Raw genomic sequence first — 18,977 nt, 5'->3', positions numbered from 1 at the left:
GGACAGTCAGAAGGGGAGCAGGCAGACGTGTCTGAGCGCAACAGCGGTACGGGCGGGCTCGCGAGCGCCCGCCAAGTGGGCCGCTTGGCCCCGGTTCGCCGCACCTCGACGGTGGACCTCATCGCCGAGCGCCTCCGCGAAGCGGTCGTCGACGGCTCACTCCCGCCCGGCGCCGTACTCGGCGAGGCCGAACTCGCCTTCCAACTCGGCGTCAGCCGCGGGCCCCTCCGTGAGGCCATGCAGCGCCTCACCGCCGAAGGCCTCCTGGTCATCCCCAGGCGGCGCGGCCTGGCCGTGCGCACCATGACGCCCGAGGACGTGCGCGACATCCACTGGCTGCGCGCCCGCATCGAACCGGAATTGGGCCGCCGCATCCTCGCCCGCCCGGCCGCCGAACGGCGCACCGTCCTGGCCGAACTGGGCGCCGAGGTCAAACGCATGCAGAAGGCCCTTCGCCGGGACGACGCGCGCGCACTGGGCGACGCCTACCTCGACTTCCACCGCGCGCTGGCCGCGTGGGGCGGCTCCGAGCGCTTGGCCCGCATGATGGGGACCCTCCTGATCGAGACGCGCCTGTGCACGTTCTCGATGTACGAGCACTTCGAGGTCCACCGCGACCTCGTCTCCGAGCACGTGGCGTTCGTGGCCGCGTTGGCGGCCGAGGACGCGGCCCGGTTCACCGCGCTCATCGAGGCGCACCTGGACGCCGAGGTCCGGCGCCTCCTGGCCGAACCCGAAGCGGCCAAAGAGGACGACGCCGACCGGCTCCTGGCCGAGACCCCGGACGAGCCGCAGCCGCTCGACCGCCTCGACCTTCCCGAAGGGCTGTAACCAGCACCGAGATCCGCCTGCGGAACCGATTGGGCCGCAGGCGGAACGCGTGCTGTCAATCTTCCGACAAATAGGGTTCCGTCGCTAGACCGTCCGTTACGGAACCGATATAAAGAGGGCCCCGACCCCGGACAAAATTCGAGACGGAGCCCAAAATGTCATACCCCCGACGAATCTCCACAATGGCCGCATCCCTAGTGGCCGCGGTGGTGACCGTGCTGGCCCTCACCAGCGGCACCGCTCAGGCCCAGACCATCGAATACGTCGCACTCGGGGACTCCTACGCCTCGGGCGTGGGCACGCGTTCCTACATCGACGACGGATCCGGTTGCAGCCGTTCGAACGCGGCCTACCCCGCGCTCCTGGCCGCCGAGCTCGGCGCCGACTTCACCTTCGCGGCCTGCTCGGGCGCCAAGACCGGCGACCTCATCGCGAACCAGCTCGGCGCGCTCTCGGCCTCGACCGACCTGGTCACGGTCACCATCGGCGGCAACGACACCGGCTGGGCCGGCATCGTGCAGCAGTGCGCCTACCCGGCTCCGTGGACCTGCGACGCCGAGATCGACGCGGCCGAGCAGTTCATCCAGAACCAGCTGCCCGGCAGACTCCACGCCGCCTACGACGCGATCGAGTCGGCCGCGCCGAACGCCGAGGTCATCGTCCTGGGCTACCCGCGCCTGTTCAACGGCGAGACCTGCAACGTGATCACCCGCATCAGCCCCGCCGAGCAGGCCCGCCTCAACTCCGCCGCCGACCTGCTCGCGACCGTCGTGGGCCAGACCGCCGCCAGCCACGGCTTCACCAACATCGACGTGAGGGACGCCTTCACCGGCCACGCGGTCTGCGACGACGCCGAATGGCTCAACGGCCTCTCCTGGCCCATCGCGGAGTCCTTCCACCCCAACACCGCCGGCCAAAGCAACGGCTACTACAACCTGCTTAGCTCGATCGTCTAGGGCACAAAGCAAGGGCCCCAACGGTTTCCGGTGGGGCCCTTGCGCTTGCGGTCTTAGAGCACGTCGCCGCAGATGACCCAGACGCCGTCCTCCTTGACGAGGTTCATCGTGTCGGGCTGCTCTTCGGGCACCTCGGTCCAACCGGTGATGGACATGCCGTCCTCGCTCATCACCGGCTCCGGGTAGTTGTAGCTGACCGTGTAGTCGACGGTGGCGGTGTCGCCGTCCTCGGTCGAGCCGGTGACCTCGTAGTCGAAGTTCACGTCGATGTCGATCGGGGCGACTTCGATGCCCAGATCCTCCATCTCGCCGCTCATGTCGAGCTCTTCGGTCATGTTGTCGATCTCGCCCTGCGTCTCGGCGCAGGCGAACGGCTTGAGGTCTTCGATGATCGACTGGGCCGCGTCGGTGTCGCCGGAGAACGCAGCGTCGAGCAGCTCGCCCATCTTCGGCAGGACCTTCTCGGCCACGTCCTCGGGGGAGTCGGAGGCCGACGGGGCGCCGCCGCTGTTCCAGGGCTGCCAGACGACCAGGCCGATCGCCAGGGCGAGGACCACCACGCCGCCCACGATGCCCGCGATGAGGCCGGTCTTGGACTTCTGCGGCTGGGGCGGCAGGCCGCCGTAGCCGGGCTGCTGGCCGTAGCCAGGCTGCTGCCCGTAACCGGGCGGCGGGGTCTGCCCGTAGCCGGGTTGCTGCGGCTGCTGGCCATAGCCGGGTTGCTGGCCGTATCCGGGCTGCTGGGGCTGCTGACCGTAACCGGGCTGCTGCGGCTGCTGGCCGAAGCCCGGCTGCTGCGGCGAGCCGTAACCCGGCTGCTGCCCGTATCCCGGTTGCCCTTGCGGCGGTTGCTGATTCGGGTCGAATCCCGGAGGCTGCGGCGGGTACGTCATGGCGATTCCTATGGCTCGAGTGCGTGTCGCGCCAGGCTAACACGACCACAAAAATCCCGGGCCCCACCAAATGGTCCACAGGCGCACCAGGCCGCTGCCACCTCGCCGCGGAATCGGATAGGATATATCCTATAGGATATACGATTTCGGGGCGCAAGTGAAACGGCGCGGGAGGTTTTGCTCCCGCGCCGTTTCGTTCATGCCGTCGTTCTAGCCGCCGCCTTCGGCGCCTTCCTCGGATCCGGTCTCGCCCGCTTCCTCGCCGCCGTCGCCCGAGTCGCCTGCCGAGCCGCCCGTGTCGTACTCGGGCATGCCCTCGGCCTGCGGGTCGAGCTGGCTTCTGGCCTCGGCCGGGTTCAGGTCCACGCCCTTGGGGATGAGGTCGAGCAACACCTGCGGGACGCCGATCGGGGTGACGTCCTTGTAACCGAGCAGGTTCTGCGTCCGGTCGGTCGTGCCCTCGTCCACCAGGCCGAACTTGTACCCGAGGGCGTCGACCAGATACGTGAAGCCCTGGATCGACTGCCCCGGCCGCGACTGCGCGTCCACCAGCGCCGCCGTGCCCGAAGGGAGCACCGGCTGCGCCGTCTGGCCCGCCACGTTCGAGATGATGTTCCCGGCGCTGTCCATGTTGACCGACTTCGCCGGGTCGGTCAGGTCCTTGGGAGCCGAAGCGAACATCTTGATCGTCATCTTCGCGTCCTCGTCGGACACCGTCGGATCGAACGCGACGCACGTCGCGGCCCGGTCGCCGGTCGCCCGCCACAGGCTCTGGCTCAGGATCTCCTGCGGGAACGGGAACTCGCGTGAACCGTACTGCGCCTGCGCGCCGGTATTGGTGATCACCGAGGTCTCGACCTCAAGCGTCTCGATCCCGTTCTCGGCCCGCAGGAGCGCCTCCTGCGTGGGGCTCATCTGCGCGAACTGGTCGGCGCCGGTGTCGTCCTTGAGCAGCACGTAGAATTGCCCGCCGCTCGCCACGGCCTGCCCGTACTCCAGCGGGGCCCCGTTGACGTTCACTCCAGAAGGCCCGCCGAAGTACGACTCGGTGTTGGGCTTCATCGGAGCGCCGGTCGGGATCGTGTTGAGCACGTCCTGGTTGATCGGCACCGCGTCCGCGGCGTTGAGCTGGATCGCGTCCAGCGCCCCGCTGCCCGCCGACATGTCGATCTCGTACTTGTAGTCGTTCCACAGCAGGTACAGGCTGGTGTTCGCCGCCTCGGAGTCGGCCACCGCGGGGCGGGCCAGCATCCACTGCTCCTCGCCGAGGAGCTCGGCGGTGTTGAGGTCCTTGATGACCAACTGCGTCAGGTAGTGGCTGGCCTTGCTGTTCGGCTCGATCGGCATCGAGCACGCGTTCCAGTCCTGGTCGTGCAGCAGCGAGTCCGGCGGCGGCGGCGAAGGCGGCGCGCCCGAGATGCCCACCGGGTAGCCGCGGGGGTACCCGTCCAGCGAGGTCGGCTTCAGCGACTGCGTCGGCACCTCGCTGTCATAGGGCTTGAGCAGCAGCAGCGCCGAGGTGTAGTTCGCCACCGGCCACAGCTTCGCCTTCGACTCGTCGTCGGAGCCGTCCGGGGTGGTGTACACGTAGATGGCGTTGGTGCCCTTCTCGAAGATGATGTGGTTCATCTGCGGAGGGTTGTTGCCCTTGCCGAACAGCGTGGCGATCGCGAAGCCGCCGAAGATCAGCGTCATCACCATCACCGAGACGAAGATCGAGACGCCGATGCGGCGCAGCGGGCGCTCGATCGAATCGGGGTTGGCCAGCACCAGCGCCTGGTTCATCCGCGAGGTGATGAAGCGGTGAGCCTCCACCTGTTCGCGGCGGGAACGCATCTGGGCCATCGAGTGTCGCCTCTCTGGGAGTCGAGTTCAGGGGGTGGTCTATCCGCGCAGGGCGAATGCGATCGCGTACAGGTTGCAGACCCAGCCGACCAGCGGCAGGATCGACACGATGAGCAGCGCCTCGATGATGTCGAGGGAGCGGCCCCAGGTGGGGGCGATCTTCTTCCCGGCCACGGCCAGGCCGTAGACCATCGCGATGAGCGTCAGCAGCGTCAAAGCGCCGAGGATCACCGTCAGGCGCACCAGGATCGAGTCGGTGCCGAAGAAGATCGCGGCCAGCGCGGCGGCCAGGCCGCCCATGCCGCCCGCGAGCATCACGATGCGCCCGGGTCGGTCCTCGACGGTCCGCGAGCGGCTGAGCAGCACCAGGCCGATGATCACGGCGAGCACCAGACCCGGGGTCTTGCCCGAGAACGCGAGGGCGATCGCCGAGCCCAGTCCCACGACGGCCGCGAACGAGTACAGGGCCTCCAGGTAGTTCCCGGCGTGCTCGGAGAGCTTGAGGATCCGCTTGCCGTCGATGGCTTCCGAGTCGCCCTCTTTGAGCTCTTCGGTGGTCGTGGGCAGCTGCGGGGTCGGGACCATCGCCAGCGACAGCGACAGGCGCGGCGCGGCCGGGAGGATCGCCAGCGCCAGCGGCGCGGCGATGCCCGCGGCCGTGGCGGCGGTCCCGCCGGGGATGATCTGCATGAGCGCGGTGGAGATGCCCAGGACCACCGCGCCGAGGATCGTCACGATGAACACCGGGGCCGAGGCCATGTCGCCCACGGCGACCATGGCCAGGACGCTGAACAGCAGGATCGCCGAGGCCGCGATGAGCACGTGCGGCGCTTCGAGCGCGCCGAGCCCGCCGTCGCCCAGGGCGATGAGCAGTCCGCCGACGCCGGCGTAGAGCACGGCGGTGACGCCGAAGTAGGTGGCGGCGCGGGAGTCGCCCACCGCGCGCGAGAGCAGCGTGGAGGCCCCGACCAGGATCAATGCGATCGCCAGGCCCACGATGGCGCTCGCCATGTGGCTGGTGAGCAGGATCGCGAGGGCGCCGACGCCGAGCGCGGCGGTGCCGACGCCGACGCTGAACCGCTTGGTCGCGAGGTGGTCCCAGCGGTTGCCGCGCTGTTCGGTGGCGGTGGCGACCGCGTCGATCACGTCGTCGAACACGATCTCGGGCTTGGCCGCGTCCGCCGGGTTGAGGTACAGCATCTCCCCGTCGCTGATCCCCAGCTGGGAGCAGGAGTGCCCGGTGTCCACGGCGTCTTCGCCGAGCCGCGCCAGGATCCAGCCGCCGTTGTCGCCGGCTTCGTCGATGTAGTACTCGCCGGCTTGGTGCAGGATCGTGGGCAGCAGGTCGGACAGGGGGACGTCAGAGGGGAGTGCGAGGTCGATCCTGGTGCGAGGACTGACGATCGTCACCCTTGAGAGAGTGGCCGACTTGGTGCTCACCGTGCGAACCTCCGGGTCGGGGTCGGTAGTCGGGGGACCTTCACAGGATAAGTCCCGTATGCAACGGCGGGTGTACCGCCCGAGTGGTGACGCGGTTCTACCCTGTTAGTGCGATACTCGACAGAGCGCACTAACAACTTTTATACGACAGCGCTAAGTTACGGCTAGCAAGCGTCCCCGTGGTAGGCGCATCCCCCGGTGAGCACAAGGACCCTCTGTGACGACCAAACTCTTCCGCAGGCCGCCCCGCAAGCGGGGACCGCAGGCACCCCGCGGTGACATCCTCCTGGAGTCGCCGCCGGACATGCCCGACCCGCAGCCCAAGAACATCTCGCAGTATCTGATGATCCTGCCGATGCTCGCCGGCGCCGCGGCGATGGCGATGATGATGATGATGCGAACCACCGGGGGCGGCTCCGGTGGGAACAACACGCTGCGCATCGCCATGGGCGCCATGATGGGCATCTCGATGGTCGGCATGATGGCCACGAGCATGGGCGGCAACCGCGCCCAGAAGAAGGCCGAGTTCAACGCCGACCGCCGCGACTACATGCGCTATCTCAACCAGGTCCGCCGCCGTGCCCGCAAGGGCGCCGAGCGGCAGTGGCGCGCGGCCCGGTGGCGCCACCCCGACCCGAAGGCGCTGTGGTCGCTGGTCGGTTCGCGCCGCATGTGGGAGCGCCGTCCCAAGGACGACGACGCCCTGGACGTGCGCGTGGGCATCGGCAAGCAGCGCATGACGATGAAGCTGGTGCCTCCCGAGACCAAACCGGTCGAGGACCTGGAGCCGATGACCTCGATGGCGCTGCGAAGGTTCGTGGCCGCGCACTCCAACGTGATCGACATCCCCCGGTCGATGAAGTACACCGAGGCGGGGCGCATGGTGCTCCGAGGCGACCGGTCCATCGTCTTGGACAACCTGCGCGCCCAGATCGCGCAGTTGGCGGTGCTCCACTCGCCCGACGACGTGCTCATCGCGGTCGTGGCCGACAACGAGCGCATGCCCGAGTGGCACTGGATGAAGTGGCTGCCCCACCTCCAGCACCCCTCGGCCGAGGACGGGGCCGGTCCGGTCCGCATGTTCTACAACACCACCACGCAGCTGGAGACCTCGCTGCGCGACCAGCTCTCCTCGCGGGGCGCGTGGGCGCCGGGCGCGGGCGCGGCCGAGGGCCAGTCCCACCTCGTCGTCATCCTCGACGGCGGCGAGGTCGACCCGACCGGCGTGATCGCCGCGGACGGCATGGCCGGTGTGACCGTGTTCGACTTCTCCGGCTACCTGCCGCGCAAGCCCGGACCGCACATCAAGCTCTACGACGTCACGGCCGAGGAGATCTTCACCGACCAGGGCGGGCGACGCCGCGTGCTCGGCAAGCCCGACCGGCTGTCGAACAACCAGGCCGAGGGCATCGCGCGTTCGCTCGCGCCCTGGCGCCTGTCGCTCAAGAACGCTTCGGGCGCGACGGAGTCCGGCGACGAGGACGCCTCGCCGCTGGCCAACCCGTCGAGCCTGCCCGAGATGCTCGGCTTCAACGACGCCGCCGCGCTCGACCCGGCCGTGCACTGGCGCGAGAAGCCGGTCAAGGACTACCTGAAGGTCCCGATCGGGCCCGGCCCCGACGGGGCGATCGTCGACATCGACTTCAAGGAGTCGGCCGTCGGCGGCATGGGCCCGCACGGCCTGCTCATCGGCGCGACCGGTTCGGGTAAGTCGGAGGTGCTGCGCACCATCATCGGCTCGCTGATCGCGACGCACTCGTCCGAGGAGCTCAACTTCATCCTCGTCGACTTCAAGGGTGGCGCGACCTTCGCGGCCTTGGACGACCTGCCGCACGTCTCGGCGGTCATCACCAACCTCGCCGACGAGATCGAGCTGGTCGACCGCATGGCCGACGCGCTCGAAGGCGAGCTGGTGCGCCGCCAGGAGGTCCTGCGCGCCAACGGCAACTTCACCAACCGGTGGGAGTACGAGAAGGCCCGCAAGGCCGGGCAGCCGATGGACCCGATGCCGACGCTGCTGATCATCGCCGACGAGTTCTCCGAGATGCTCGTGGCCAAGCCCGAGTTCATCAACCTGTTCCTCCAGATCGGCCGCATCGGCCGTTCGATCGGTGTGCACATGCTGCTCGCGTCGCAGCGCCTCGAAGAGGGCAAGCTCAAGGGCCTGGACACGTTCCTGTCCTACCGGGTGGCGCTGCGCACGTTCTCGGCGCAGGAGTCGCGCACCGTGATCGGCTCCGGCGCGGCCTACGAGCTGCCGCAGGCCCCCGGCCACGGCTACCTCCAGGTCGGCACCGAGGACCTGGTGCGCTTCCGCGCCGCGTACGTCGGTGGCTCCTACAAGCCGCCGAAACGCGTCGCCTCGCGCGCCGAGCGCATCGCGGCCGTCCAGCACAAGGTGCAGCGCTTCCTGCCCGGTTTCGTGGAGCTCCCTCCCGAGCCCGAGCCCGAGGACGAGCCCGAAGAAGAGGTGCAGGAGGAGGAGACCGAGGACGAGAAGCTCTCCGAGCTCGAAGTCATGGTCAACAACTGCCTCGGCATGGGCCGCCCGGCCCACGAGGTGTGGCTGCCGCCGCTGGCCGAGCCGCCCACCCTCGACGGGCTGCTGCCGCCGCTCGAAGTCGACCCGGTCCGGGGCCTGTCCCCGAAGGGCTTCTCGCTCAACGGGAAGCTCCACGCCGTGGTCGGCGAGGAGGACCGGCCGTTCGAGCAGCGCCGTTCGCCGTTCGTGGTCGACCTCTCCGGCGCCCAGGGCACCGTGGCGATCGCGGGCGGGGCGCAGTCGGGCAAGTCGACGATGCTCCGCGCGATGATCAGCTCGCTCTCACTGCTGCACACCCCGCGCGAGATCCAGTTCTACTGCCTCGACTTCGGTGGCGGTACCCTGCGCGGCATCGAGGAGCTCCCGCACGTCGCGGGCGTGTTCGGTCGCCAGGAGGAGGAGGGCGTGCGGCGCACGATCCAGGAGGTCTCGACCATCCTGGACGAGCGCGAGGCGTTCTTCACCGCCAACAAGATCGACGGCATGGGCTCCTACCGGCGCATGAAGGCCGATGGGCGGTTCCAGGAGGACCCGTACGGCGACGTGTTCCTGGTCATCGACAACTGGATGACGCTGCGGGAGGACTTCGAGTCGTTCGTCGACCAGGTCCGCGCCATTGGTAACCGCGGTCTGGCCTACGGCGTGCACGTCATGGTCACCTGCACCCGCTGGGGCGACATCCGCATGAACATGCGCGACATGTTCGGCCTGAAGCTGGAGCTGAAGCTCTCGGACAACATGGAGTCCGAGATCGACCGCAAGGCGGCGGCGAACGTGCCGAAGAACCGCCCCGGCCGCGGCCTCTCGCTCCAGAAGCTGCACATCCTCGCGGGTGTGCCGCGCATCGACGGGATCCGCGACGGCGACGACCTCGCGCCCGGCGTCGAGGACATGGTCAAGAAGGTCAAGCAGGCGTGGCGCTTCGAGCCTTGCCCGAAGGTGCGCCTGCTGCCCAAGCAGCTGCACGTGGCCGAGTTCCTCAAGGCCGTCGACCGCTCCAAGCCGGGCATCCCGATCGGTCTCAACGAGGCCGGGCTCAAGCCGGTGTACCTCGACTTCCAGGCCGAGCCGCACCTGCTGGTGTTCGGCGACTCCGAGTCGGGCAAGACCAACCTGCTGCGGCACATCGCCCGCGAGATCCAGGCGAACTACACGCCGCAGGAGGCCAAGGTCATCATGGCGGACTACCGGCGCGGCATGCTGGAGGAGATCTCCAAGCCGACGCTGCTGGATTACGCCATGTCCGGCAAGCAGTTCGAGAACTCGGTCAAGAACCTCAAGGGCCCGATCGAGAAGCGCCTGCCCGGGGACGACGTGTCGCCGGCCGCGCTTCGCGACCGCTCGTGGTGGACCGGTCCGGACCTGTACCTGATCATCGACGACTACGAGATGGTCGCGCAGCGCGTGAACCCGCTCGCTCCGATCGCCGAGCTGATCCCGCAGGGCCGCGACATCGGCTTCCACGTCATCATCGCCCGCCGCGCCGCCGGTGCGACGCGCGCGTTGATGGACCCGATCGTGGGGCAGATCAAGCAGCTCGAATCCCCCGGCCTGCTCATGAGCGGCCGCAAGGAGGAGGGCGCGATCTTCGGCAAGCTCCGCCCGAGCCCGCAGCCTCCGGGCCGTGGCACGCTCGTCCGCCGCAAGGACGGCGAGCAGCTCATCCAGACCACGCTGCTGCCGCCGAACGGCTCTGCGTAGTTCCTGCGTCACACGGGGCCGCCGACCGCAACTGGTCGGCGGCCCCGTGGCGTATTACATTCAGGAGGACGCGAGGCCCACTCGCGCCGCTGGAGACCAAGGGCCCGCATGGAACCACTGCTCGCACCCCCCGGCGTTCGCACCGCGCCGGTCGAGACCCTCAGTGAACCCGCACCCGCACTGCCGCCGCCGGCCGTGCGGGCGCTTCAGCTGCTCTTGATCGGCGGCGCGGCCGTGGTGGTGTGGATCTGGCTGTGGACGTGGAGCGGCGTGCAGGCCTACGCCTGGCCCGGGGTCGACAACGGCCTGACCGAACGCGGCCTCGCCTATCTCCTGGTCCTGGGCCCGGCCGTCCCGGTGAACCTGCTGGCCGCGATCTGGCTCTCGAAGGGCGGTCGGCGCGCGCAGCTCTACCTCGCCGCGGCCGGGGCGCTCGCGGCGGTCCAACTGGTGGTGCTGTTCACGCCCGCGGCGATGCCGGTCCGGTTGGCGATGACCGACGGCGGCACCGCAGTCGGCATCCGCTTCCTGTTCACCGTGGTCCCGATCCTGTTCCTCGGCATCGTGCTCGCGGCCGGGACGCCGGTGCGCGGGTGGCTCCATGAGGGGCCCGACCGGCCGCTGGGACGCGTCGTGAGCGTCGAGCTCGCCGTGTGGGGCCTGGCCCTGGTCCTCGCGCTCGGCGCGGGCACCGAAGTCCGGGCCTGGGCGAGCACCGCGGCCGAACCCAAAGCGCCCGTAGGGGACTTCACCGAGGCCGACACCTGGCAGCGCCTGGAGACGGCCGCGGGCGAGACGGTCGCGGCCCTGCCCGCGTTCAACGGCTTCGCGGCCCGCGCCCTTGAAGTCGCCCCGTGCGGCTACCACACCACCGCGGGCCTGCCCGCGTACCGCTACCTGCTCACCTACGAGTTCCGCGCGGCCGACTTCCCCACCTACGAGACCGTGATCGCCGAACGCTGGACCGGCGAGGACTACATGCTCACCTACGACGGCGCGACCCTCGAAGGCACCACCAGCATCACCGCCACCCGCACCGACGCGATCACCCTGGCCTACACCGGAGGCGACCGACCCGCCCTCCACCTCGAAAGCTCCTGCGTCGAACGCACCGACACCCCGCCATGCCTCCCACCCCAAGGCGCCCCGACCACAGACGACATCAAGGGAATCCGCTGCCCGGAGCTCATATGAGACCGATGAGCCACACCCCGACTGCGAGCAGACCGAATGACCCCACCGCGAACCCCCATCCCCGTCGAGCCCCGCCCCGGAATGTCGCCCCCGGTTGTCCACGAGATGTCCGGCCTCGGCTGGGCGGTTCTGTTCATGCCGCTCATCATCATGTGCCTCAGCCTGAACGGGAGCATGCCGCGCGACCAGTTCGTGATCTATCCCCAAGGGCTGCAAGAAGCCGTGGACGAATACCTCGCCGTCTACGAGGAGGCGATCAGCGCCGAGGACGGATCGGGCCTCACTCGCCTGTTCGAGTTGCACGGTGCTGAGGCGCAGTTCGTCCATCTGGATTCGATCGGCAAGGCGGATATTCGAGACTGGATCCGCCTACTCGCCCATGACCCGCAGGCGATGGGAATCGCCTGGGGCGTCAGCGAGGCGATCATGTACGCCGAGCTCACAGCGTTGCTCACCGAAAACCTCGACCATGTCGGCTACGACCTGCGGAATGTAGTTGAGTCGCACAGCAACCTGGCGTTTTACTTGACTGAGGGAATGCACCATTCGGTCAACGACCGCCTGGCCGACGCCGACGAGTACCAGCGAATCGCGATACCTGCCGCCCAAGAGGCGATCGCCATCGTGCTGGACCTGTTGAGCATCGGCCTCGGATCCGAGATGGTCCCCTGCGGCATCGAGTACCTCGCAGAGTGGGACGGCGGAGACTTCGAGAAGGTCTCGGATCGGATCGGGTCAGAGCGATGGGAGCCTGAGGGAGCGCTCCGCGCCGCGGGCGACCTCGTTGGGAGGCAGATCTTCGACCTACTCGCTCGCCACGGTGGCCTCGACGACGAGACCATGACCGAAACGGCAGCGACCTATGCCTCGAACTACACCGATTTCCTGTCCTACTACCGGTGAGGGGTTGTGAATTCGAGGTCGGGTTCTGACAGGGCCTGGTCGGCCATGTCGGTGTAGCGGTCGGCTTTGCGCATGACTTGCTGCCAGCGGGAGGTCTGGTCGGGGCGGGCCTGTTCGCGGCGGTGGGCCAGGGCGATGAAGTTGAAGTGGGCCGTGAGGTGGCGGGGTTCGGCGTCTACGCGAACTTCGGTCTCCTCGGCGATGCCGGTGTCGTGGTCGCCGATGCCGTCGATTTCGACGCGGAGCCGGTGCGGGCCAGTCGTGGCCGGAATCCACCAGGTGCCCCAGGCCGCGCCGAGGTCGTGGCCGTCGAGGTGGACGCGCGGCGGGGTGACCCAGTCGATGAGTTCGTTGTAGTAGAACTCGTAGGCGATGCGCTTCCTGGTGTCGCGCAAGGGGCGGCGCGGAAAGCCGATCATGTTCATGGTCCGGGGGCGCGGGCGGACGCGCAGCAAGATTCCGGGCCGGTTCGGCGGCTGCGCAGCGGCGGGGAGGATGAGCGCGCCGCCGCTCATGCGGATCGGTTCGGGGGCGAGTTCGCCGGGGTCCTTCCCGGCTCGGCGGCTTTTCAGACCGATCGCGAAGCCGCCGATGAGCCCGACGAGGGTCGCCCCTCCCAGGGCGGTCAGGACCGCTTGGGAGGGACTGAGCCCGAGCGAACTACCGGCGGCACCGACCACGCCGCGGATCACGGCCAGCGCGAGAAACCCCAGCCCGACGCCGCACCCCACGCCCATCACGATGCCTGAGTTCGCAGAGGCGAGCGCCCGTTCCACATACGGCCTGCTCCCGACGTAGAGCCGGTCCTCCCCGTTGGTGCGGTCCCGTGCGTAGCGGATGTGGAGCTCGGAGGTTTCGTTGCGCCCCAACTGGACTTGCACGGTTTCATAGGCCTGCTTGACCATGACCTCGATTTTGTGTCGCCCAGGCTGCAACGGCACCTCAATGCGCCGCAACGCTTCTCGCTCGGGATGGTCGACAACCTGCCGCCCGTTGACCCGGATGGCAGGAGCGACCTCGATACCCCGAACGGCGCCGGTGGCCGAATCGGGGGAGATGTCCTCGCTCTCCAGGGCGGGCGCGTGGAGGACTAGAAGCGCACTCACTGTGGGACTCCGGTGAGTTTCCTTAGTTCAGCGGCGTCGAGCCGCTGTGCGGGGTCGGCCCGCTGGTGATCGTCGAGGCGGATGCCGCCGTCGGTTCGCAGCCAGTCGGCCACGTTCCTGGGGCCGACGCCCTCTGGCCACCTGAACTCTCTGGCCACGGTTCCGCCCTTTTGCAGCACTCGGTAGGCGTTCTCGATGGTGCTTCTCGTCAGGAACCCTGCGACGGCCTGGGCGTTGTTCTGACCGGCAGCTTTGCCGAGTTCTCCATACGTCGTCCACCGGCCGTGGGGGAGATTCCCGAGGATCGTTTCGATTGCCTGCTTCCATCCTGTCGCCACGGGGGCGCTTGGTGCGCTTCCGTCGCTTGCGGTGAGGTTGTCCTGCGCGTTCTCGTAGCACTCGACCATCTCCGCAGCGATGGCCGACTGTGTCTTGCCGGTCGCGCGGGATGTTGCTCGGAGGTATCCGGCGAGGAAGTCCGGGAGGGTGGGTTCGTTCATGCTTACATTCCACCGCATGGGGATCGGTTGAGGGCCGGAGGCCAGGGGGCCTCCGGCCCTGCTTCTAGCCGTTGCAGTGGCGGGTGACGGTGTCCCAGACTCGGACGGCCTCTTTGAGGATGGTTTCGGCGTGGTCGTTGGCCCATTCGACTTGGAGCGGGGCGGCGACGCGGAGGCCGGGTTCGGTGGTGTCGAGGCGGATCACGGACCCGAGGATCTCGGATTCCTCCCAGGGATCGGCGAGGGTCAGGCGCAGGCGGGCCTGGGGGACGATCGCGGCGAAGTGCAGCCGACGGCCGTCCACGACGATGGTGGCGACATAGGAAGCGAAGCTCACGGCACGACCACCCCACCGAAGGTGCGGGCCGCGAGGCGACGCTCGATGCCGAACGAGTTCGACGGCAGCGAGAAGTATTGCCCGACACCCGCACTCGCGGGCCTGGCCACGACCCAAGGCCGAGGCGAACCCCCAGCTCCGGACATCGCCCACGGCCGGGGGCGGGGTGCGGTCTTGGCGGACAAGAACTCCGATCGAGAGCCGGTCGCAGTGCTCGCCACCGGTTGCGGTCGGGCCCCGTTCCCGCGCACCGCGACGGCCTGCGGTTGAGTCCGGCTCGCGGTGTTCGCCACGGCCTGCGGCCGAGTCCCGTTCGCGGGCAGCGATATCGGGCGCGATGCGGTCGCGGCCTTCGACCGGGCTTCGCTTTCGGATCCCGGTGTGGGCTTCGGGCGGGTGTTGTTCCCCGTTCCCGGCGCGGGCGTGCTGGGCGCGGTCTTGGGTGCCGACGCGGCCCAGGGTTGCGGTCGTCGCGGGGGTGCGATCGCTGCCGGGACCTTCGCTGCGTGGCGGATGCCGATGGCGCGCAGCATGAACGCCAGCGCCGCCCGCGCCGTGTGGCCGAGCTTTTCGGTGAAGCTGACCGGCTTCACATAGTGCGCCTGGTGCAGCGCAGCGGAGTCGAGGATGAAGGCGTCCCACGCCTGCTCCCGCAGCTTCCCGAAGTCGTACCGCCGCTCGGGTCCACCGCCGCCGGGCTGCCGCCGCTCACCCGCGCCGCCGCCCGGCTGCCTCCGATCGGATTCCCCTCGGGAACGCCGGTCCGACTCCGCCGCACCGCGATACGGTCGATCCGCTGCGCCATGGCCAGCCCGATCGCCGCGCCCGCTGTTTTGGCCGGGCTGCTCGCCGCGCGCGCCGCCTCGGTCCTGCCGGTCATTGCCAGCACCGCCCTGCCCGGACCTCTCGCCGCTTCCGCCGCCTGGGCCCCACCACGCTTCGACCTCGCTGCCCCGATACGGCCGTTCGGTGCCTTGGCTCGGCCCGTCTTCGCCCCCGCCGCGCTGGCCGGACCGATCCCGGCCGGTGCCTTCGCCGGGCCAGTCCTCTTCTGCGCCAGCCCCGTAGGGGCGGCCCTCTCCGGGATCGCCGCCGAAGCGGCTGGGGCGCGGTCGTGTGCTTCCAGCAGGGGTGTCCGGGAGTTCGCCGAGGCGGTGGCGGCCGGTTCGGTTGTCCTCGTACCACCTCGCGGACCCGTAGGGGCCGGGGTCGAGCGGGTCGTACGGACGCTTCGACTCGTTCTGAAGGCACGACGAATCCGCAGGCCAGCGCCCGAAAGTAGCCCCGGAATGCCTGTTCCCAGACAGCCCGAAGGCAGGTATGGTCGTTACTGCCACAGGAGGAAACTCCCTTGGTGTAAGGGCCGCCCGGTGGTGTCTAGCGCCAACTTGAAGCCACCGGGCGGCATGGATATTTACTGTGATCGCGGGTCCGTCTACAGAGACGGGCCCGCGAAGTTCATGTTGGGCCCCTTACCCAACCCCTGTCAACCCTCAACCACGGCGTGTCACCAACCCCCACCTGAAATCTTCACCACACATGCCCCCTATGAATCGAACTGAGTCGATTTATAACGATCCGGTTGCGACCACCCACTGGCACAAATCGGGGACACCAGTAGCGAAACCATCTCGCTACGATCAGTGTCAGTCTCGGTCGATGCCTACCCCCATTTGCGAGGTTGCCCGTGTCAGACAGGAAGTTCGATGCTGCCGAGATTCGGCGCATCGGTGAGGAAGTCTGTCCCAAGCTTGCCGATGAGTACGAGCACGTAGTTGACACTGCGGACAGCGCAGGGCACTACGGCAGCGCATTCGAAGACGATTCTGGTGCGATGTCAGATTTCGGTGACCTCTGGACCCAGTGCTTCAAGCTGTACTACAACGCGGCATACGAGACCGGCATCAATGTCCGAGGCTACGGTTCAGCCCTGGTCGCCATCGCCGACCAGGGCGAGATGGACGAGCACGCGATCGAACTGAGTTTCCATCGTGCTGTTGACGACAACTTGGCAGAGGGCTACAGCACTGTCGCTGAACAGACCGCGGAGCAGGGAGTCAACCCCGAAACCGATGACATCTACGACCTCGACCAAGCGCCCAACCCATACGCGGAAGACCTTAGTCCCGACCCGCACGCCGGTCCTTCCATACTCAACTGAAAGCCCAGGTGAAACTGCATGGGAGATATGGACGCCAGCCAAGCTCCATCACCGGGAGAGATCTTCGATCTGATCGAAGAGCTCCGTTCGCCGCTATACGCGGCGAAAGTCCGCCAGATCGCCAGCGGGCTCGCTGGCGATGTCGTCATCACCGAGGACTACCAAGAGATCATCGGCAACAAAGGTTCCTCGGTCGACCGGTCGTGGATCTTCGAGTACTCCGCGGCGCAATACGCGAGCTGGAACGGTTTCCTGCACCAAGACGACGCGATCAGCTCGCCACCTTGGGTTCAGCAGGTCTACAAAGTCAAGTGGTCAAACTACACCCAGTGTCCGGTCGACGAAGATTGTGGTGACCAGACGCAGTGGGGTATCAGCCAACAAGCTCAACATCAGGTTAGTGCATTGCTGACTTCAATCCATGACGAGTTCAAGGAATATATCGATGATGGCAATCTGGCGAGAATGACATTGTTGCAGTCCCGAATGGCCGCGGCCAAGGATGCCATGGTTGACCTGGTCGACACTGCGGAGGAATCCTGGTACGAGGCTATTCGCACACTCTCTGCCCCTGAAAGCGAGGTGTGGAAGGGTGATGACGCTGACGAAGCACATGAACAGTTCGGTGCGGTTATTCGACAGGCAGGGCAGACCCAGGAGGCGATGGCGCGAACCCTTGAGACCGCAGCCGCTGCTGAGGCTGCTACGAAGGCCGCGCTTCATGTTGGTTTGCATGAGGCCTTGAAAAACGCACACAACACGATCTACCAGAAGACCTACCTGGATCACATGACCACCTTCCCATTGTTGGGCACAGTGGGGTTGGTCATCGGTGCGATCACGCTGCCGGTTTCACTGGGTACCACAGTCGCAGTGGTCGGCTTCGCTGCCGGAGCCATGAACTATTTCGGGAAGGACGTCGAGATCGACATCACCGTAAGCCATGCACTCAACCAGGACGAAGCCGACGACCTAGTTGCGGATCTGCGTGAAGCGGCTCGTGAGATAAACGAAGCCCGGGTGGCATTGCGAAAGCAGCTCAAGGAAGGTCTTGAGGCCCAGTTCGACCCGTTCTTCTATAGTGCCGCAACCGGGGCGCTGGATCTGATCCCTGGTCAAAGCCTCGGAGAGGATTGATCTTGATGAAAATGCATCTGACGTCGCTCGGTACCGGTATCACTATCGCACTGATCGCCACTGGCTGCGGCACGGACTCGCCCAGTTCCGACCCCTCTGGTCCGAAAACTTCCAGCGGCGGGTCGGCTGCGATCGAGATGCAGGGGTGGACCGACTTCTGCGACAAGGCCGATCCGGATGCGATCGCTGAGTACCTCGGTGCATCGGTGGTATCGATCGATGAAGATGAGTTCACCGGCGAGAACACATTCGATGCGATCGCCTCAGGCGCTTGCGGCGGAACACTCGAATTCGAGTCTGGGAACAGCTTCCCGTTCCAAGTCGCGCTTCGTGCTTACGACTCGGCAGCTGAAGCCAGAGCATCGTTGGACGAGTGGCGCGATGCCGACGCCGGTGGGATACCGGCGAACGAAACCGGCTCAAAGGACGGCGACCTGTGGATCGTCCAGAGGGAGATGGGCGCCCTCGACAAGATTGACGGCTCGATCGCCAACGACTTCTATCGGATCACCTTCACTGTCTCCTACCCCGTATACGACGAGGCAAATGAATGCGGTGACAGCGGCCCCGCGTGCACTGAAGATCCAGTCGCCACGTTGCAGTGGTTCGAGGCGACATACCTTCCCGAACTCATCGCAAAGGTCGACGCGACCGAATGAGAAATCGACAGTGCACCGATCTCAAGCACAGTAACTGGAGTGGCTGGGCATGAGTGAGCCGTTGCGGAGGCGGAGTTCGACTTATATCTTCTTTTTTGTTGCCGGTCCGATTGGGCTGGGGGCGCTTGTCTTGATGTGTGTGCTTTCGCAGGTGTACGCGTATTTGAGCCCGGAGGGTGTCGAGGAGCCGGGACCGTTCCTCGCTCAGACCAATGCGGTGCTCGGGCTCGAGCACGCCTGCGAGTCGTTTCGGGTGCCGGAGTTGGCGGCGCTCATGGGCATCGACGCCGAGCCTTTGAGCATGGACGAGTCTTCGCCCTCGGAGTACGACAAGCACTTCTTGAACCGAGTGAGTTGCACTGCCACCTTCCCGCTGACCGCCTGCGCCGCAGCGGATGAAAGCTTCCAAGAGAAGGTCCTCATCCTTGTCAAAGTGTTTCCCAACCCTGATGACGCCTTCGCGGCCAAAGGTTACAACGTGTTCGGAGGCGAGTACGGAGGTGAAGACGACATGCACGATTCGCGCGTCTTCTCGCTCGGCGACCCGTGGCGTGAAGGCGAAGTCTTTACCTCCTCAAGGTCGCCCAACGAAGCGATCGCCGCGATCGCACTCGCCGATTTCTATCGGGTCGAGGTGCAAATCTGGCTTGGGGACCCGGCATGTTCCCCGAGCGAGCAGGACATCGCGGCGCTGCTCCGTGACGAGTATCTGCCCTCGCTTCACGAATCGATCAGTGGGTCATGAAGGCCCGTAGCGAGGTCGACGGGGAAT

16 protein-coding genes are annotated in these 18,977 nt (G+C 67.1%); 10 read left to right on the top strand and 6 right to left on the bottom strand.

Annotated features, from left to right (window positions below; translation table 11 throughout):
* The first annotated feature begins 27 nt into the window (after window positions 1-27).
* Both AB0B28_RS05620 and AB0B28_RS05615 read left to right on the top strand, forming a co-directional pair.
* On the top strand, window positions 28-831 hold the full coding sequence (locus tag AB0B28_RS05620) for a GntR family transcriptional regulator (protein ID WP_360117043.1): 804 nt from the start codon (window positions 28-30) through the stop codon (window positions 829-831).
* A 182-nt stretch (window positions 832-1,013) separates the two neighbouring features.
* Window positions 1,014-1,787, top strand: coding sequence for an SGNH/GDSL hydrolase family protein (locus AB0B28_RS05615; RefSeq protein ID WP_360117040.1), 774 nt, complete (start codon window positions 1,014-1,016; stop codon window positions 1,785-1,787).
* Window positions 1,788-1,840: 53 nt separating this feature from the next.
* Here AB0B28_RS05615 and AB0B28_RS05610 read toward each other — a convergent pair whose 3' ends face one another.
* The 3 genes from AB0B28_RS05610 to eccD all read right to left on the bottom strand — a co-directional run bounded on the left by AB0B28_RS05610 (window position 1,841) and on the right by eccD (window position 5,965).
* Complete coding sequence (locus AB0B28_RS05610) at window positions 1,841-2,680, bottom strand: hypothetical protein (RefSeq protein WP_360117037.1); 840 nt, start codon at window positions 2,678-2,680, stop codon at window positions 1,841-1,843.
* Between the two features lie 210 nt (window positions 2,681-2,890).
* Window positions 2,891-4,525 (bottom strand): type VII secretion protein EccB, encoded by a 1,635-nt coding sequence (gene eccB, locus AB0B28_RS05605; RefSeq protein WP_360117034.1) that lies wholly within the window; start codon window positions 4,523-4,525, stop codon window positions 2,891-2,893.
* Window positions 4,526-4,564: 39 nt separating this feature from the next.
* Window positions 4,565-5,965 (bottom strand): type VII secretion integral membrane protein EccD, encoded by a 1,401-nt coding sequence (gene eccD, locus AB0B28_RS05600; RefSeq protein WP_360117031.1) that lies wholly within the window; start codon window positions 5,963-5,965, stop codon window positions 4,565-4,567.
* Window positions 5,966-6,182: 217 nt separating this feature from the next.
* Between eccD and eccCa the strand changes: the two genes are divergently transcribed.
* The 3 genes from eccCa (at window position 6,183) to AB0B28_RS05585 (ending at window position 12,305) form a co-directional block, all read left to right on the top strand.
* On the top strand, window positions 6,183-10,208 hold the full coding sequence (eccCa, locus tag AB0B28_RS05595) for a type VII secretion protein EccCa (protein ID WP_360117028.1): 4,026 nt from the start codon (window positions 6,183-6,185) through the stop codon (window positions 10,206-10,208).
* A gap of 108 nt (window positions 10,209-10,316) precedes the next feature.
* Window positions 10,317-11,402, top strand: coding sequence for a hypothetical protein (locus AB0B28_RS05590; protein ID WP_360117025.1), 1,086 nt, complete (start codon window positions 10,317-10,319; stop codon window positions 11,400-11,402).
* Window positions 11,403-11,537: 135 nt separating this feature from the next.
* Window positions 11,538-12,305 (top strand): hypothetical protein, encoded by a 768-nt coding sequence (locus tag AB0B28_RS05585; protein WP_360117022.1) that lies wholly within the window; start codon window positions 11,538-11,540, stop codon window positions 12,303-12,305.
* Here the strand turns inward: AB0B28_RS05585 and AB0B28_RS05580 are convergent.
* The 3 genes from AB0B28_RS05580 to AB0B28_RS05570 all read right to left on the bottom strand — a co-directional run bounded on the left by AB0B28_RS05580 (window position 12,296) and on the right by AB0B28_RS05570 (window position 14,248).
* Window positions 12,296-13,210 (bottom strand): hypothetical protein, encoded by a 915-nt coding sequence (locus AB0B28_RS05580; protein WP_360117019.1) that lies wholly within the window; start codon window positions 13,208-13,210, stop codon window positions 12,296-12,298. The two genes, AB0B28_RS05585 and AB0B28_RS05580, sit on opposite strands and share 10 nt — an antisense overlap.
* A 197-nt stretch (window positions 13,211-13,407) precedes the next feature.
* A complete protein-coding gene (locus AB0B28_RS05575; RefSeq protein ID WP_360117016.1) occupies window positions 13,408-13,911 on the bottom strand; it encodes a hypothetical protein in 504 nt (167 codons plus the stop codon).
* Between the two features lie 64 nt (window positions 13,912-13,975).
* Entirely contained in the window at window positions 13,976-14,248 is a 273-nt protein-coding gene (locus AB0B28_RS05570; RefSeq protein WP_360117013.1) for a hypothetical protein, read from the bottom strand.
* 282 nt (window positions 14,249-14,530) lie between these two features.
* Between AB0B28_RS05570 and AB0B28_RS05565 the strand changes: the two genes are divergently transcribed.
* The 5 genes from AB0B28_RS05565 to AB0B28_RS05545 all read left to right on the top strand — a co-directional run bounded on the left by AB0B28_RS05565 (window position 14,531) and on the right by AB0B28_RS05545 (window position 18,950).
* On the top strand, window positions 14,531-14,845 hold the full coding sequence (locus tag AB0B28_RS05565) for a hypothetical protein (protein ID WP_360117010.1): 315 nt from the start codon (window positions 14,531-14,533) through the stop codon (window positions 14,843-14,845).
* 1,090 nt (window positions 14,846-15,935) lie between these two features.
* Window positions 15,936-16,409 (top strand): hypothetical protein, encoded by a 474-nt coding sequence (locus AB0B28_RS05560; RefSeq protein WP_360117007.1) that lies wholly within the window; start codon window positions 15,936-15,938, stop codon window positions 16,407-16,409.
* Between the two features lie 27 nt (window positions 16,410-16,436).
* Window positions 16,437-17,546: a hypothetical protein gene (locus AB0B28_RS05555; RefSeq protein WP_360117004.1), complete on the top strand. Its 1,110-nt coding sequence runs from the start codon at window positions 16,437-16,439 to the stop codon at window positions 17,544-17,546.
* Between the two features lie 5 nt (window positions 17,547-17,551).
* Window positions 17,552-18,205, top strand: a complete 654-nt coding sequence (locus AB0B28_RS05550; protein ID WP_360117001.1) for a hypothetical protein — start codon at window positions 17,552-17,554, stop codon at window positions 18,203-18,205.
* Between the two features lie 49 nt (window positions 18,206-18,254).
* Window positions 18,255-18,950, top strand: coding sequence for a hypothetical protein (locus AB0B28_RS05545; RefSeq protein ID WP_360116998.1), 696 nt, complete (start codon window positions 18,255-18,257; stop codon window positions 18,948-18,950).
* Window positions 18,951-18,977: the final 27 nt, after the last annotated feature.

This window comes from Glycomyces sp. NPDC046736 (genome assembly GCF_040645615.1).
GTDB lineage: Bacteria > Actinomycetota > Actinomycetes > Mycobacteriales > Micromonosporaceae > Glycomyces.
The sequence above is the reverse complement of the archived record's forward strand: the minus strand, read 5'-3'. Positions and strand labels throughout refer to the sequence as shown.